This is a genomic window from Intestinibacter sp. (assembly GCF_034113885.1).
Lineage (GTDB): Bacteria > Bacillota > Clostridia > Peptostreptococcales > Peptostreptococcaceae > Intestinibacter.
Genome location: NZ_JAXEWM010000066.1, coordinates 1 through 13,562, shown reverse-complemented (window position 1 = coordinate 13,562; position 13,562 = coordinate 1). Strand labels below are relative to the sequence as shown.

Below are 13,562 nucleotides of genomic sequence, written 5' to 3'. Positions count from 1 at the left end.
CAGACAGGACACGCTGTCGGCATATTAAAGTCTATCTCTTCTCCTGTTCTCTTATCTGTTACAACCTCTACTACCTGTGGAATTATATCTCCTGCTTTTTGAACCAATACTGTATCGTTTATCTTTATGTCTTTTTCCTTTATATAGTCTTCATTGTGAAGTGTGGCTCTACTTACTGTAGTTCCTGCAAGTCTTATAGGTTCTAGAACTGCTGTAGGAGTTATAGTTCCTGTTCTACCTACTTCTACTATTATATCTAGCAATTTAGTTTCTTTTCTTTCAGCAGGAAATTTATATGCAATCGCCCATCTAGGACTTTTTGCAGTATATCCCATTTGTTCTCTCTGTGCTAGGTTATTTACCTTTATAACCATTCCATCTATTCCAAATGATAAATCCTCTCTATGATCTGTCCAGTATTTTATATGATCTATTATTTCATCCATAGTTTTAAATACTTTAAAATTTGGACTTACTGAAAAGCCTAGCTCTTTTAGGTATTCTAGTGATTCACTATGAGTTTTGAACTCTCTAGAATTTATATCCTCTAAATTGAATATAAATATATCCAATGGTCTTTTAGCTGTTAATTTAGAATCTAATTGGCGTAAAGATCCAGCAGCTAGATTTCTTGGATTAGCGTATAGAGGTTGATCCTGTTCTTCTTGGATTTTGTTTATTTTTTCAAAATCCTCCTTAGAAATATAAACCTCTCCTCTTACTGTCAATTCTCCATTTTCCTTTATATTAAGTGGAATATTTTTTATAGTCATTAAATTTTTAGTTATATCTTCTCCGACTATACCATTACCTCTAGTAGCTCCACTTTCAAATACACCGTCGTTGTAGTTTAATCCAACTGATAGACCATCTATCTTAAATTCAACTACGTATTCAACCTCACCCTCTACAGCCTCTCTAACTCTCAAGTCAAAATCCTTTAAATCTTGCCATGAATATCCATTTGAAAGACTTAGCATAGGTATTTTATGCACTACCTGATCAAATTTATCTAGAGGCTTTCCTCCGACTCTATTTGATGGCGAGTCATTTGTTTTTAATTCAGGATTCTTATCTTCTAGCTCGATTAATTCCTTCATTAAATTATCGTACTCAAAATCCTCTATCTCCGGTGAATCCTGATTATAGTATTTTTCATTGTGATAATTTATTAAATTTCTCAATTCTTCAATTCTTTTTTGAGCGCTCATATTTAAAATAACTCCTTAACTATTTTTTATAATTTTACCATAAAATTTTAATTAATACCCTCTGTTTATATTTACTAAATTTGATACTGTTTCTCCTTTTATGTATTTCTCTAAATTAGAATAAATCATTTGATCTACTCTCTGTCTATTTCTATCTGAAGCCCAGCAATTATGTGGTGTTACTATTACATTTTCAGCCTCCCATAGAGGACTATCCTCTCTCAAAGGTTCATTTTCAAATACATCTAAGGCAACACCCTTAAATTTATCTAAAAATTGTACTAAATCATCTTCTTTTACTAATTTACCTCTTCCTACATTTATAAAACTAGAGCCTTCTTTCATTAAAGCAAATTTCTCTTTATTTATCATACCTTCTGTCTCTGCAGTACAAGGCATTGTACTGACCACAACATCACAATTTTTAAAAATTTCATCGATTTGATCCTTAGAAAAGCATCTATCAAAATAATCTACATCTCGTCCATTAGTATTGTAGCCCCATAGCTCTACGCCAAATGCCTTTAATCTTTTAGCCGATTCCACAGCAATCATTCCAGTTCCTAAAAATCCTATTCTCTGACCGTATAATTCGCTTAGAGATAAATCCATACTCCAAAGCTTTTTATCCTGTTTAATATGGAAGGCTCTAGCTTTTTTGTATATTTCTAATATACACATAACTATCCACTCAGACATAGGAATACTATATCCGCCCCTATTGTTAGATACCTGTATATTTTGCGCTAAAATTTTTTCTTTAGGCAATTGATCAAATCCTACACTTGTCAATATTATGTATTTTAAATTTTTCATTTTAGATATATCAAGTGTTTCAAATGGATTATACGCTACTAAAATATCTGCATCATCTGTTTCTACACTATTTTGTAGTCTCTTCTCTGGAATACAAACTACTTCATATCCCAAATCCTTTATTCTATTAAATTGTTCTTCCTTTACTCTCAAATTAAATAAAACCTTCATTCCCACATCTCCTTTTAAAATAATAACTTACATTTGTATTCAAAAAAAAATTGAGATGTATTCATCTCAAATATTAAATATCAATATCTACTTTTTTAGTATATATTTAATATCTGTAATATTTTATTTATTGTGATTTGCAGTCTTCCCTTTAGAAAGAGCTTTTCTTTCTTCTTTTAAATTATAAATCAATGTATTTAAAGACCAGTCTATTGAAACCTCTGTAACCATAGCTGATAGAGGTCTTCTAATTTTCATTTTTTTCAAGCTATCTAAAAATGCCATAACTCTATTATTTGGAATATTATTAAATATTACAGCCTTTTCAATCCAAGCTTCGTCATTGTCATCAGAAATATTTCCATCTAATATATCCTTTATTTTTGTATTTCCATTTTTACTATTGACAACTATTCTATCTTTTATCCCTACAAAACCGCTTACTGTCTTAATCGCTGTAAGCTCTTTATTATTAAAATTAACTAAAATTACACAGCTTCTATCGTGTATATTTTCTTGTTCACTATCGTTTATTTTTTTAAATGTCATTTTACTGCTCCTTTATACTAAAATTTATATTTTACCCACGCCACTAGATTTATGGGCTGTATCTTTAATTTGAAAATGAGTAATAATAGTCATTATACCACTTCCTATCAAAATTAGATAATATACCAATCCTCCATACAACAGAACTGCATATCCTAAAATTGGCTTAGGAAATACGTTTGCAAATATAGTAAAAAACGCCAACTCATTCGCTCCTATATTACCCGGAGTTGGTATAGGTGAAACAGCCATATATAAAAACGTCTGTAAAGTTATCATATACATAAAATGATACTGACTTAAATTAAACGCCTTATATATCCAAAAAGAAACACTGAAATACGCAGACAGCTGCACTACAGTTAATATAGTCGTTTTTACTAATAATTTTTTATTTGTCATAAAAAACTTAACAGATTGACTGTATTCATCTATAAAAGCGTTTATTTTTTCGTTCTTATCTCTTAAAAATCTCAGAATTCTAAATTTAGACAGATACCCGATTAAAATATTTAATACGAATTTTATTTTTCTTGGATTTAAAATAGCCAATAATCCCATTATAATTGTGAATGCATTTATACTCATCCCTAATATAACCAAAGGCATTACATTCGGCATTTGGCTTCTCAATATACCTGTATTTAAAAAGAAAAATATCATACAATAAATAGTAACTACAGCCTGATACAATAAAGTTTTATTAGTTACTATACCCGTGGCCTCACTAAATGGAACCTTATATTTAGTTAAAACGTATATAAGCATCGGTTGACTTCCAGAGGCAAAAGGCGTAACCAAATTATAATAAAAGCTCATACCAGCTAGCTTAATACCTAAAAACTTTGCTTTTACTTTATATTGAGTATCTATTATTTGCTTTAAAATAATACCTTCTAAAAATATGTACGCTAATATTACGTAAATTCCTATAGCTATATATTTTTTATCTATTATATCTTTTATGTCAGTTATAGCTTTCACATCTAAATTTTTAAAAACTAAATGAATTGTAAATACCATTAAAAATGCTAAAAAGCCGTATTTTAATATTGTATTTCTATTTTTCCTAAAAAAATTCATAATATTCTCCTCTTTATAATTTTCTATATGGCATAAAAATTTTTATTTTTTTAAATAATTATATTTGATCTATTTCACTTATTTATATTTAGTATACACTATAAATATTGACTTTTATTACAAATTTTATCACAAAATTATTACAAACTCTTTTATAATTAAAGATTATTTTAAAAATATATAAAAATTTTTTTTTATTTAAAAATGCAATTTATTTTTTTCTTCTTGCATTTTTGTCGTAATAGTGTTTTAATTCATATATAGAGTTTTTTATTCAAAGGGGGTAATTCAAAATGATAGATTGGAATCCGGATTTATACTTAAAGTTCGGGAAAGAAAGAACTTTACCAGCAAAAGATTTAATATCAAGAATAGGATTAGAAAATCCTGCTCGTATTTTAGACATAGGTTGTGGTTCTGGGAACAGTACTAACGAATTAAAGAAAAGATGGCCTAATGCAGAAATAATAGGTATAGATAATTCATCTTCAATGATTGAAAAAGCTAAATCTCTTTATGAAGATATAGATTTTAGATTAATGGACGCTACAGAAGATCTAAGTGAATTAGGAAAATTTGATATAGTATTTTCTAATGCTGCTATACAACGTATGACAGGACATGAAGAATTAATCAAAAAATGGTTTGCTTTATTAAATACAGGCGGAACTATAGCTATACAATTACCACTAGTTGATGGTATAGCAGGACAACAAGCTTTATATGAATTAGAATACGTTAAAAAATATAAACCTTACTTCGAAGGCAAAAAATTAAGATTTAATAATCATAAACCAACTTTTTACTATGATGTATTATCTCGTTTATCAAGCGCAAAAGATATTCAAATATGGACTACTACTTATATGCACGTTATGCAAGGCTTTGAAGGGATACTTCAATGGTACGAAAGTACAAGTATGAAGGACTACTTAAATGCCCTTCCTAATGATGAATTTAGAGAAAACTTTAAAAACAATTACTTAATAAAACTTAAAAATGTTTATTCTCTAAGAGCTGATGGAACTGCTTTATTCAACTACAAGAGATTATTCTTAGTTGCTTCAAAATCAAAATAAGTAAAATTTAACCTTATTTAAGCGATATTTAGAGACAAAAAAGCTATGATTTATTATAATTCTTAATATAATAAATCATAGCTTTAATTTTTCATTGTATTTTTAACAAAACTTTTCGAATCATTTTTTTATTTTTTATTATTTTAATTTTTTACTTATTCTTTTATTTTTATTTATAAAATAAATATGAAAGATAATTTTTTCTTCTTTCATTTTATTTTTAAAAAATACAATTATTTTTTATTTATTAGCTTCAGAAATAACCTTTTTATGAATCTTTCTATAGACACCGATTAAATACGGTTCATTAGAATATTTCTCTAACTCATCTATCTTTATCCATTTAACTCCACTATTTTCGTCTAACTTCGCTCTCGTACTGCTATTTTCATCTGCTAATAACGCATATGATATACAAAAATGAAGATGTCCACTTACAAATTTTCCTCTTTTAACATGTGGAACTACAGGTAAAATATCAAGAGTAATTATATCTTCATCCAAAACGTTTATATCAGCTACTCCTGTCTCCTCCTTAGCCTCTTTAACAGCTACTTTAAGTAAATCACTCTCTCCATCAGCATGCCCACCTGTCCACGACCATGTGTTGTATATGTTGTGATGTACCATAAGTATCTTATCTAGCTTGTCGTTGAAAATAAGCCCTGAGCTTGTCATATGAGCGTATTCATTCTCTCTATAAAGTACATTATCGTTATTTTTTATAAATTCTAATATAAGTTTTTTGTCATTTTCCTCTTGCTCATTTGTAGGTTTAAAATTTTCTATAGCTTCTATATAATTCAAGTTATCGCCCCCATAACAATAATACTATACATATTTATCCCAACATCAGCTTTAGATGCTCTTGTAATATATGTATTCCTATTTTATTTTCTCCACCTCTAGGAATTATTATATCAGCATATTTCTTAGAAGGCTCTACAAATTGCTCGTGCATAGGCTTTACAGTAGTTACGTATTGATTTAAAACCGATTCTACTGTTCTACCCCTTTCCTTCGTATCTCTTAGTATACGTCTCATAAGCCTTTCATCTGCATCTGTATCTACAAATACCTTTATATCCATCAAATCCCTAAGTCTTGGATCTTCTAATATTAATATTCCCTCTAAAATTACAACCTTCTTTGGATAGACTGCTACTACCTCATTAGCTCTTGTATGCTTAGTATAATCGTATACAGGTCTGTAGATTACTTGTCCTTCTTTTAATTTTTTAACGTCCTCTATCATTTTATCTGTATCGAAAGAAGATGGATGATCGTAGTTTAGCTTCATCCTTTCCTCCATAGTCTTATCGTCATTTGCCAAATAATAATTATCGTGACTTATTAGTTCAATATCGTTTTGAAATAGTTCTTTTATATTATTTACTATAGTCGTTTTTCCAGAAGCAGATCCTCCTGCTATTCCTACTATACATATATTTTTTCTCATTGTACACACCTACTTATTTTTATTGTGATTTTATATAAAATTTGTGTAATTTTATTTATTTATAATTTTTAGCGGAATATAATTTCCTATGTGTTATAAAAAATCATTATTTCTATAATATATTATACAAATTGACTTTTCAATACGCTTTGTATCATTTACAATTTTTACTATATACTATATAAGGAAAGGATGTGAATAAATGGGTGAATTATTGTTAATTTATATAGGACTTTTTATAATTTGTGCAATACTTGCATGGTTTACTTACTCAGCAAAATCAAGTAAATCATTGTCCATAGCTATTATATTGTCATTTATATTTGTAGCATTTATTGGATATATGAATTATTCAGCAGGACCATCAAATTACTATACTTATAAGATAATAGCCGTAGTTTCTGTACTTTTATATTTAATACCAGTTGCTTTAAACACATTAAAATCAAAAAACGATAAAATAAGACCTATATACGTTAAAATATCAAGTATATTAATCTTACTTTTAAATTTATCACTATTGATTCTTTTATAAAATTTTTATAGGGTATGTTGCAAAATAGGGTAAAATCAGGAGTACCAGATATTTTGTGTAAGTTGAGAGAGTTCAAAATTTTTTCTGTAAATAACTTCAAACTCTCTAGATAATTAAACCCCATGATTTTATATCGATCATGGGGTTATTTTTTAGAACCTTTTGGTTCGCAATAGTTTACTATTGTGAAATAAAAATAAATATAAAATATTTATATAAAAAAATAAAAAATTGAAACAAACTGCTCTTTTTTTTCGTTTATATATACGAAGGTATATATAAATAACTATAAGGAGGAGGATTTTTATTATGAAAACAAAAAAATATTTACAATATTCTAAAATAGTAATATAAATTTTATTTATTAGAAAGTGCTTTCAATCTTTTTATTTTTTTAGGTTATAAAGATTATGAACACTTAGGTTATGTATTAATAAAATATAAAGGAGAATAATAAGTTATGAATAAAAAAAGAAAGTATTAGCAGTTATATTGTCTATGTCTATTTTTGTTTGTAATTTAAAACAAACAAGCGCTATTGAAACAGAATTTAATAAAAATATATCAATTAAAAATATTAATGAAAGTTTTAAAGTAGATGAAAATTTAGATGAAATTAATTCTATAATATATAAAAAATCATTAAAAATTAATAATGAAGAATATAAATTATATCCTACATTTGATAATTCTAAAACAGCATTAGAAAATATTTCTATACAAGCAAAAAATGTGTTAAGAGAAATAAAAAGTAGATATGATTTAGGAGAATTTTCAGAGTTTACTTGGAAAGAATATTATGATAAAAGTTTAGATTATGAATCTTATATATGTGATTTATATTATTCTAACAGTAATGAATCATCAAAGTATAAAAATTTAGTAGATGAAATATCTCTTTTACTTGAATTTTTTGATATTTATGAAAATAATGAAAAAAATAAAGAGATTATAGAGTTAGTAAATAATAAAAATATATAATCAGATTATTTGCTAGTCAATTTAAGTGAAAAGTTACCTTATAATAATAAAGTAGCAATTTTAAAGGATAAAAAATATGTAGACATAAAAGAAAATATGGGTTTAAATAATTTAGATAGTAGTATGTCTCAAGATGATTCTGAAGAAGAGGTTTCTGAAGAATATGAATATGTAGAAGATACAGATGATATATATGATAAATGAAGGAGCTTCTTCTACTGCATCAGGAAGTGGGTATTCTCAAAATTATAAATTTAATATAAAAGAAGGCGTAAAATATGCTGATAAATATGCAGAAGAAAAAAGTAATATATATAAATATATTAACGGTGCTGATTGTACGAACTTTGTATCTCAAATAAAACGAGCTGGTGGAGTACCTAGATGTATAAAATATTCAGGGGGAAATGATATTAGGATAAACTGGAGTACTTCTTGGCATTGTATTCCAAAAGAAGATAAATATAGTACAGTTTGGATTAATGCTAATGCTTTTGTAAGATTTTTTGGAGTAAAATATTCTACAAAAAGTTTTATATCTTTTGCTGATAATGTTAAAAAAGGTTCTTTTGTTTCTTTTGATAGAACAGATGATGGAGAATTTGATCATAATGGTTTTGTAACTCATACAATTAGGAAAAAAGGTGAATCTCGTAGAAAAGTTAAATATTTAGATACAAATTTGACATATAAAGATTTTAAATTAGCTCAACATTCTAATCGATATAATGAATGGACTTCAGTAGGTAAAAAAAATCATTGGGAAACATTAAAACAAAGATTCCCAAAAATAAAATTTGTTATTGTAAATTAATAAAAAAAGGAAGGTTTTATAATGAAAAAAAATTTTATTAAATTAAGTATAATTTTTTTTATAGTTTTTTCTTTTGTAGTTATCTTTATTTATGGGCTAAATCCTAAGTATGGATTAACATCTGAACAATTAAAAAAACATGATAATTTAACTGCTGAGCAAACGATTAAAATATTTGCATATTATACAAATAAAGGAAATTTAAATGAAATTAATAATATATTATCACCTAACGTATTAGAGGAATTTAAAGGTTCTGAACAAGATAAATCATGTAATAATGAAAAATATTCTTCAAATTCAATTTTTTTGACAAATATTGAGCAAATAGAGAAAGAAAATAATTCTAATAGAAAAATATATGAAAGAAGAATTTATTTAACTTATTGGAGTGATAATTTATTAGTTAAATTAGGATATAAACCTAATAATAAAAATGCTACATATTCAACAGAAATAGAGTTAATAAAAGAAACAAAAGATTCCAATTGGATTATATTAAATGTGGGAAATCCTATATAAATTCTTTCAATTATAAAGATTTTGTAATATTTATATTTAAAATACAATTTAAATAATAAGTAAGAATAAAAAACAATCCTCCTTGTTAAAATAAAAGATAACAAGGAGGATTTAAAATTCAAAAAAATCTATTTTTAGTATACATAATAGTTTACAATTATGATATTTCTTTTAATATTCTTCGCAATAGCAATAAATTACGAACTTATTGTCTTATTATAATAGTAGCAATATATATGACTTATAATCAATCACAATTAGATTACAAAATAAAATATCATAGTAATATAACTAAAAGAGGCTGTCACAAAATAAAACTTGCGACATCCCCTATTTTTTTAGCATTAAATTGTTTTAACAGGTAACATTTCTATATATCCTCTTTTTCCAATCGGTTCTAACTGGATTCTCGGATTTTCATCATCCCATTTATATCTCCACATAGCTGGATTATATTTTTTGATTGATTCTTGTACCTCTTCAATTGCTTGACAGTAATCCTCCTCTAAAAACGGTTCTCCTTGAAACACCATATAATCTGCTTCTGGTAATTCAATTAAATCAAATCCCTCTGATACCCATCTACACTCTGAAATCCCAAATCAAAAGCAATATCTATAATCTTGCAATCTTCATCTCTCAATCTCAAAGCAGATTTAGATAGCTTTAGTCTTCTGATATATTCGGCTGGTGTATAATTCGTATATTCTTTAAACAAACGGTGTGAATACCACGGTGAAAATAAAGAAATTTTAGCTAAATCAGCGAGAGTAATACTCTCATTGATATGTTTTTCTATATAATCCTGCATTCTCTGTACTGCAATTATTTTATCGTGCATATTTTCACCTCCAATATACTTATCATACACCATCATCTATTTGTTTTCTCGACTTATCTTGCTATTTTAAAAATCTATTCCCAGCGGAAAAATTTAATAGCTGTACCTACACATATCAAAATAATCAAAACCATAATTATTATAGGTACTAACACATTATTTATTTCAGTTCCTAAAGTAGTTGCTTTCAGTATCTTTATCCCTTGTGTAAGTGGCATAATATTTACTACCTTTTGCATCTGAACAGGCATAATTTCATATGGAACAGTCGCTCCTGAAAATACTAGCATCGGAAAATACAATATAGATGCAATTACAGATGCACTTTTGCTATTTTTAGCTATTCCACCGACTAACATCCCTATACTAAGTATTGACATCAAAACTAACAACCAGCCAGCAAAGAAAGTCAAATAAGATCCTCTCATCTCAAATCCCCAAAATAATTTTGCAAAAATCCAAAGAACAGCTACAGAAACTGCTGAATAAATTGTATAAATCGCCAAGTGAACAAATAATATCATAGCTGGACTTATCGGTGTTACTTTAAATCTTTTTAGTATTTTTCGCTCTCTATAATCTGACACTAAAATAGGTAATCCCATTAATCCACCTGCACATATAGCAATTGTACTCAAAGCACCAAATGATTGTTCTATAAAAGAATAATCAGCGCCCTCAAAAGCAGGTTTATTCCCGTAAATAAATCCTAAGATAACAAGTACAACTACCGGCATTATAATCGCAAAAATAACCATATTCATATCTCTAATAGATAATTTTCCTTCTATCTTCAACATTTTACCAAACATCTATTTTCCCTCCTCATCTGAATACCAAAGATATGCATCCTCAAATTTATCACATGGACTATTTTCTATAGCCTCCTCAATTGTACCGTAAAAAACAGTTTTTCCTTTATTTAAAATAAGTATTTCATCACATAATATCTCGACCTCGTCCATAAAATGTGAAGTTAAAATAATTGTCAAGCCATCTTTTTTTAATTTTTCTAATGTCCTCCACACTTCTCTTCTCGCTCTAGCATCTAATCCTGTAGTAAGCTCATCTAAAAATACCACTTCTGGTTGTGGAATAAGAGCAAGAACAATAAATAATCGCTGACGTTCTCCACCAGAAAGAGATTTTACTTGGTTCCTTTCTTTATCAGATATACCGAATTCTTTTAACAATTCTCTCCAATCTGCTGGATTTTTGTATATACATGCTGTTTCTTCACACAATTCATCTACTCTTATTTCTGATTGATAATTTGAATCTTGGAATTGAACACCTATTTTTTCAAATAATTTCTTTCTATCTTTTATTGGATTCATCCCACAAATGCTGACATTTCCCGAATCAGATTTTTTTGTACCTAAAATACACTCAATACTAGTACTCTTTCCAGCTCCATTTGCCCCTAAAATGCCTACAACCGTTCCCTGTTTTACAGATGAATTTAGATTATCAACAGCTGTTTTTTCACCATATGATTTGCAGAGTTGACTTACTTTTATGATTTCTTCCATTTTGGTTTACCTCCTAATTATTTCTTATGTTGATAATTTTATCTTGTTTACTAGGGTTATATCTCGACTATTCTTGCTATTTTAAATATAATATTCTTTACAAACAAAAAAGATATAGAATAGTTGTTCATGATAACTACTCTATATCTTTTCTAATATTATTTAACCATATATTAAATAAATTATTTTCTTTCTTTCATAGTTAAGGCATTTTTCTTACAAGTACTATTACAAATACCACATCAAATACACTTGCTCTCGTCTACTGTAACTTTACCTTCTTTAATTTCAAACACTCCAAAATGACATCTTTTAGCGCATTTACCGCATCCAACACATTTGCTCTGATCAAACTCTATAACATATTTACTAGGCGGCCAAACTCCAATACTTTTTCTTCTTTGTTGTGATCTAAGTACATAACAACAATCACCGCAACAGTTACAAATTCCATTAGGATTAACCGTATGCATTAATCCAGCTTCATGCGCGTCTATAACAACTTGTTTAGCTCTTTCTTTATCCATTTTTTCTACAAAATCAATTTCTAAAGGTTTAAAAAATACTTTTAAATAATCAACAGCAACCTCTGGAACTTTAAACTTTTTAATAAATAAACTATGCAATATAATCACTTCCTATTTAATTTAACTAAATATAATATACAAAATTGTAATTATAAGATGATTGTAATTATACAAATAATTATTTGTCAATTATTTAACTTCCATTCCACAAGGCATAGAAACCTCAGCTGCCACACAATCATTCATAATAGTTTCATAAAGTCTGAAACCACCAGAAAAATTATAACAGTCAAATCCATTTTGGCTTAAAATACGACATGCTATATAGCTTCTAAGACCACTTTGACAATTTACATAAACTGTTTTTCCTTTTTCTAATTCGCCGATTCTATCACGCAATTCATCTACAGGAATATTTATAAATCCATCAAAATGACCTTTTGCGTATTCACCAGGTGTTCTAGTATCAAGCAAAATTACACTTCCGTCCCTTGGAAGATCATCTACTTCATCCCAGAAGAACTGTTTCAAAAGCCCATTTGAAATGTTTTCAATCATAAATCCAGCCATATTCACTGGATCCTTTGCAGATGAATAAGGAGGTGCATAGGCTAAGTCTAAATCCTTTAAATCAAATGCTTTGATTCCTGCATGGATTGCAGTTGCAAGCACATCAATTCTTTTATCCACACCTTCATATCCTACAATTTGAGCTCCAAGTAGCTTATAAGTTTCCTTTTCAAATAGTACCTTCATAGTCATGGCCTTGCCACCTGGATAATAAGAAGCATGACTCATCGGTGATAAATAAACTTTGTCGCAGTCGATACCTAATTTTTTCGCAGTTTTCTCATTAATTCCTGTTGTCGCAACTGTCATATCAAAGACTTTTATAATTGAAGATCCTTGAGAGCCAAGGTATTTGCTGTTACCACCGCAAATATTATCGGCAGCGATACGTCCTTGTTTGTTTGCAGGTCCTGCTAGAGGAATCAATACATTTTCATCTGTAACACAATGTTTTACTTCTATTGCATCACCAACTGCGTAAATATCAGGAATCGATGTTTCCATTTTATCATTTACTAAAATACTATCCTTTATTCCTAACTCTAGTCCAGCCTGTTTCGCAAGATGTGTATCTGGTGTTACACCTATAGCCAAAACTACCATATCTGCTTTTAACGATTTTTCTTCTTTAAGCAATACCTTTATGCCCTCGTCTTCTCCATAAAATCCTTCTACAGTTTGACCAAGCATTAAATTTATACCCTTACTTCTCATTTTTGCATGAACAAAAGTTGCCATATCGTAGTCTATTGGATTTAATAATTGTTTTGGACGTTGAACAATTGTTACTTCCATACCTAAATCACGCAAGTTTTCTGATACTTCTAATCCAATATATCCCCCACCTGCAATAACAGCAGATTTTGGTTTAT

The 13,562-nt window shown here is 28.1% G+C and carries 18 protein-coding genes; 6 read left to right on the top strand and 12 right to left on the bottom strand.

Annotated features, from left to right (window positions below; genetic code table 11):
- The 4 genes from ligA to SPD90_RS04170 all read right to left on the bottom strand — a co-directional run.
- Positions 1-1,211: NAD-dependent DNA ligase LigA (gene ligA / locus SPD90_RS04185; RefSeq protein ID WP_320924396.1), on the bottom strand; the 1,211-nt coding region annotated here is incomplete at its 3' end.
- 51 nt (positions 1,212-1,262) lie between these two features.
- On the bottom strand, positions 1,263-2,198 hold the full coding sequence (locus SPD90_RS04180; protein ID WP_320624204.1) for a phosphoglycerate dehydrogenase: 936 nt from the start codon (positions 2,196-2,198) through the stop codon (positions 1,263-1,265).
- Between the two features lie 123 nt (positions 2,199-2,321).
- On the bottom strand, positions 2,322-2,747 hold the full coding sequence (locus SPD90_RS04175) for a DUF3783 domain-containing protein (RefSeq protein ID WP_320624203.1): 426 nt from the start codon (positions 2,745-2,747) through the stop codon (positions 2,322-2,324).
- Between the two features lie 24 nt (positions 2,748-2,771).
- Entirely contained in the window at positions 2,772-3,830 is a 1,059-nt protein-coding gene (locus SPD90_RS04170; RefSeq protein ID WP_320924395.1) for a lysylphosphatidylglycerol synthase transmembrane domain-containing protein, read from the bottom strand.
- Positions 3,831-4,123: 293 nt separating this feature from the next.
- On the opposite strand from SPD90_RS04170, the gene SPD90_RS04165 reads away from it, so the two are divergent.
- The gene (locus SPD90_RS04165; RefSeq protein ID WP_320924394.1) at positions 4,124-4,909 is read left to right on the top strand and encodes a methyltransferase domain-containing protein; all 786 of its coding nucleotides are present in this window, start codon (positions 4,124-4,126) and stop codon (positions 4,907-4,909) included.
- A 240-nt stretch (positions 4,910-5,149) separates the two neighbouring features.
- On the opposite strand, the gene SPD90_RS04160 is transcribed toward SPD90_RS04165, so the two are convergent.
- Together SPD90_RS04160 and udk are read right to left on the bottom strand one after the other, a co-directional pair.
- Complete coding sequence (locus SPD90_RS04160; RefSeq protein WP_320924393.1) at positions 5,150-5,716, bottom strand: NUDIX hydrolase; 567 nt, start codon at positions 5,714-5,716, stop codon at positions 5,150-5,152.
- Positions 5,717-5,750: 34 nt separating this feature from the next.
- The gene (gene udk / locus SPD90_RS04155) at positions 5,751-6,368 is read right to left on the bottom strand and encodes a uridine kinase (RefSeq protein ID WP_320924392.1); all 618 of its coding nucleotides are present in this window, start codon (positions 6,366-6,368) and stop codon (positions 5,751-5,753) included.
- 202 nt (positions 6,369-6,570) lie between these two features.
- Between udk and SPD90_RS04150 the strand changes: the two genes are divergently transcribed.
- The 5 genes from SPD90_RS04150 (at position 6,571) to SPD90_RS04130 (ending at position 9,220) form a co-directional block, all read left to right on the top strand.
- Entirely contained in the window at positions 6,571-6,903 is a 333-nt protein-coding gene (locus SPD90_RS04150; protein ID WP_320924391.1) for a hypothetical protein, read from the top strand.
- A 498-nt stretch (positions 6,904-7,401) separates the two neighbouring features.
- The gene (locus tag SPD90_RS04145) at positions 7,402-7,884 is read left to right on the top strand and encodes a hypothetical protein (protein WP_320924390.1); all 483 of its coding nucleotides are present in this window, start codon (positions 7,402-7,404) and stop codon (positions 7,882-7,884) included.
- A gap of 9 nt (positions 7,885-7,893) precedes the next feature.
- A complete protein-coding gene (locus SPD90_RS04140; protein WP_320924389.1) occupies positions 7,894-8,088 on the top strand; it encodes a hypothetical protein in 195 nt (64 codons plus the stop codon).
- Positions 8,069-8,698 carry an amidase domain-containing protein gene (locus tag SPD90_RS04135; protein WP_320924388.1) on the top strand — a complete coding sequence of 210 codons (630 nt, stop codon included), beginning with the start codon at positions 8,069-8,071 and terminating at the stop codon, positions 8,696-8,698. The genes SPD90_RS04140 and SPD90_RS04135 overlap by 20 nt, the downstream gene beginning before the upstream one ends.
- A gap of 21 nt (positions 8,699-8,719) precedes the next feature.
- A complete protein-coding gene (locus tag SPD90_RS04130) occupies positions 8,720-9,220 on the top strand; it encodes a hypothetical protein (RefSeq protein WP_320924387.1) in 501 nt (166 codons plus the stop codon).
- Between the two features lie 344 nt (positions 9,221-9,564).
- On the opposite strand, the gene SPD90_RS15215 is transcribed toward SPD90_RS04130, so the two are convergent.
- The 6 genes from SPD90_RS15215 to SPD90_RS04105 form a co-directional block, all read right to left on the bottom strand.
- Positions 9,565-9,753 carry a hypothetical protein gene (locus SPD90_RS15215; protein WP_331680508.1) on the bottom strand — a complete coding sequence of 63 codons (189 nt, stop codon included), beginning with the start codon at positions 9,751-9,753 and terminating at the stop codon, positions 9,565-9,567.
- A 23-nt stretch (positions 9,754-9,776) separates the two neighbouring features.
- Positions 9,777-10,097 (bottom strand): helix-turn-helix transcriptional regulator, encoded by a 321-nt coding sequence (locus tag SPD90_RS15210; RefSeq protein WP_331680507.1) that lies wholly within the window; start codon positions 10,095-10,097, stop codon positions 9,777-9,779.
- 38 nt (positions 10,098-10,135) lie between these two features.
- Positions 10,136-10,873, bottom strand: a complete 738-nt coding sequence (locus SPD90_RS04120; protein ID WP_320924386.1) for an ABC transporter permease — start codon at positions 10,871-10,873, stop codon at positions 10,136-10,138.
- Positions 10,874-11,593: an ABC transporter ATP-binding protein gene (locus SPD90_RS04115; protein ID WP_320924385.1), complete on the bottom strand. Its 720-nt coding sequence runs from the start codon at positions 11,591-11,593 to the stop codon at positions 10,874-10,876.
- A gap of 242 nt (positions 11,594-11,835) precedes the next feature.
- Entirely contained in the window at positions 11,836-12,219 is a 384-nt protein-coding gene (locus SPD90_RS04110) for a 4Fe-4S binding protein (protein WP_320924384.1), read from the bottom strand.
- 90 nt (positions 12,220-12,309) lie between these two features.
- On the bottom strand, positions 12,310-13,562 hold a 1,253-nt coding region (locus SPD90_RS04105; protein ID WP_320924383.1), incomplete at its 5' end, for an FAD-dependent oxidoreductase.

Excerpts from the sequence above, each read along its gene's own strand:
- SPD90_RS04170 (WP_320924395.1), bottom strand. The coding sequence starts at position 3,830 with ATGAATTTTTTTAGGAAAAATAGAAATACAATATTAAAATACGGCTTT.
- SPD90_RS15210 (WP_331680507.1), bottom strand. The coding sequence starts at position 10,097 with ATGATGGTGTATGATAAGTATATTGGAGGTGAAAATATGCACGATAAA.
- SPD90_RS04130 (WP_320924387.1), top strand. The coding sequence starts at position 8,720 with ATGAAAAAAAATTTTATTAAATTAAGTATAATTTTTTTTATAGTTTTT.
- SPD90_RS04165 (WP_320924394.1), top strand. The coding sequence starts at position 4,124 with ATGATAGATTGGAATCCGGATTTATACTTAAAGTTCGGGAAAGAAAGA.
- SPD90_RS04135 (WP_320924388.1), top strand. The coding sequence starts at position 8,069 with ATGATATATATGATAAATGAAGGAGCTTCTTCTACTGCATCAGGAAGT.
- SPD90_RS04145 (WP_320924390.1), top strand. The coding sequence starts at position 7,402 with ATGTCTATTTTTGTTTGTAATTTAAAACAAACAAGCGCTATTGAAACA.
- SPD90_RS15215 (WP_331680508.1), bottom strand. The coding sequence starts at position 9,753 with ATGGTGTTTCAAGGAGAACCGTTTTTAGAGGAGGATTACTGTCAAGCA.
- SPD90_RS04175 (WP_320624203.1), bottom strand. The coding sequence starts at position 2,747 with ATGACATTTAAAAAAATAAACGATAGTGAACAAGAAAATATACACGAT.
- SPD90_RS04180 (WP_320624204.1), bottom strand. The coding sequence starts at position 2,198 with ATGAAGGTTTTATTTAATTTGAGAGTAAAGGAAGAACAATTTAATAGA.
- udk (WP_320924392.1), bottom strand. The coding sequence starts at position 6,368 with ATGAGAAAAAATATATGTATAGTAGGAATAGCAGGAGGATCTGCTTCT.
- SPD90_RS04150 (WP_320924391.1), top strand. The coding sequence starts at position 6,571 with ATGGGTGAATTATTGTTAATTTATATAGGACTTTTTATAATTTGTGCA.
- SPD90_RS04120 (WP_320924386.1), bottom strand. The coding sequence starts at position 10,873 with ATGTTTGGTAAAATGTTGAAGATAGAAGGAAAATTATCTATTAGAGAT.
- SPD90_RS04115 (WP_320924385.1), bottom strand. The coding sequence starts at position 11,593 with ATGGAAGAAATCATAAAAGTAAGTCAACTCTGCAAATCATATGGTGAA.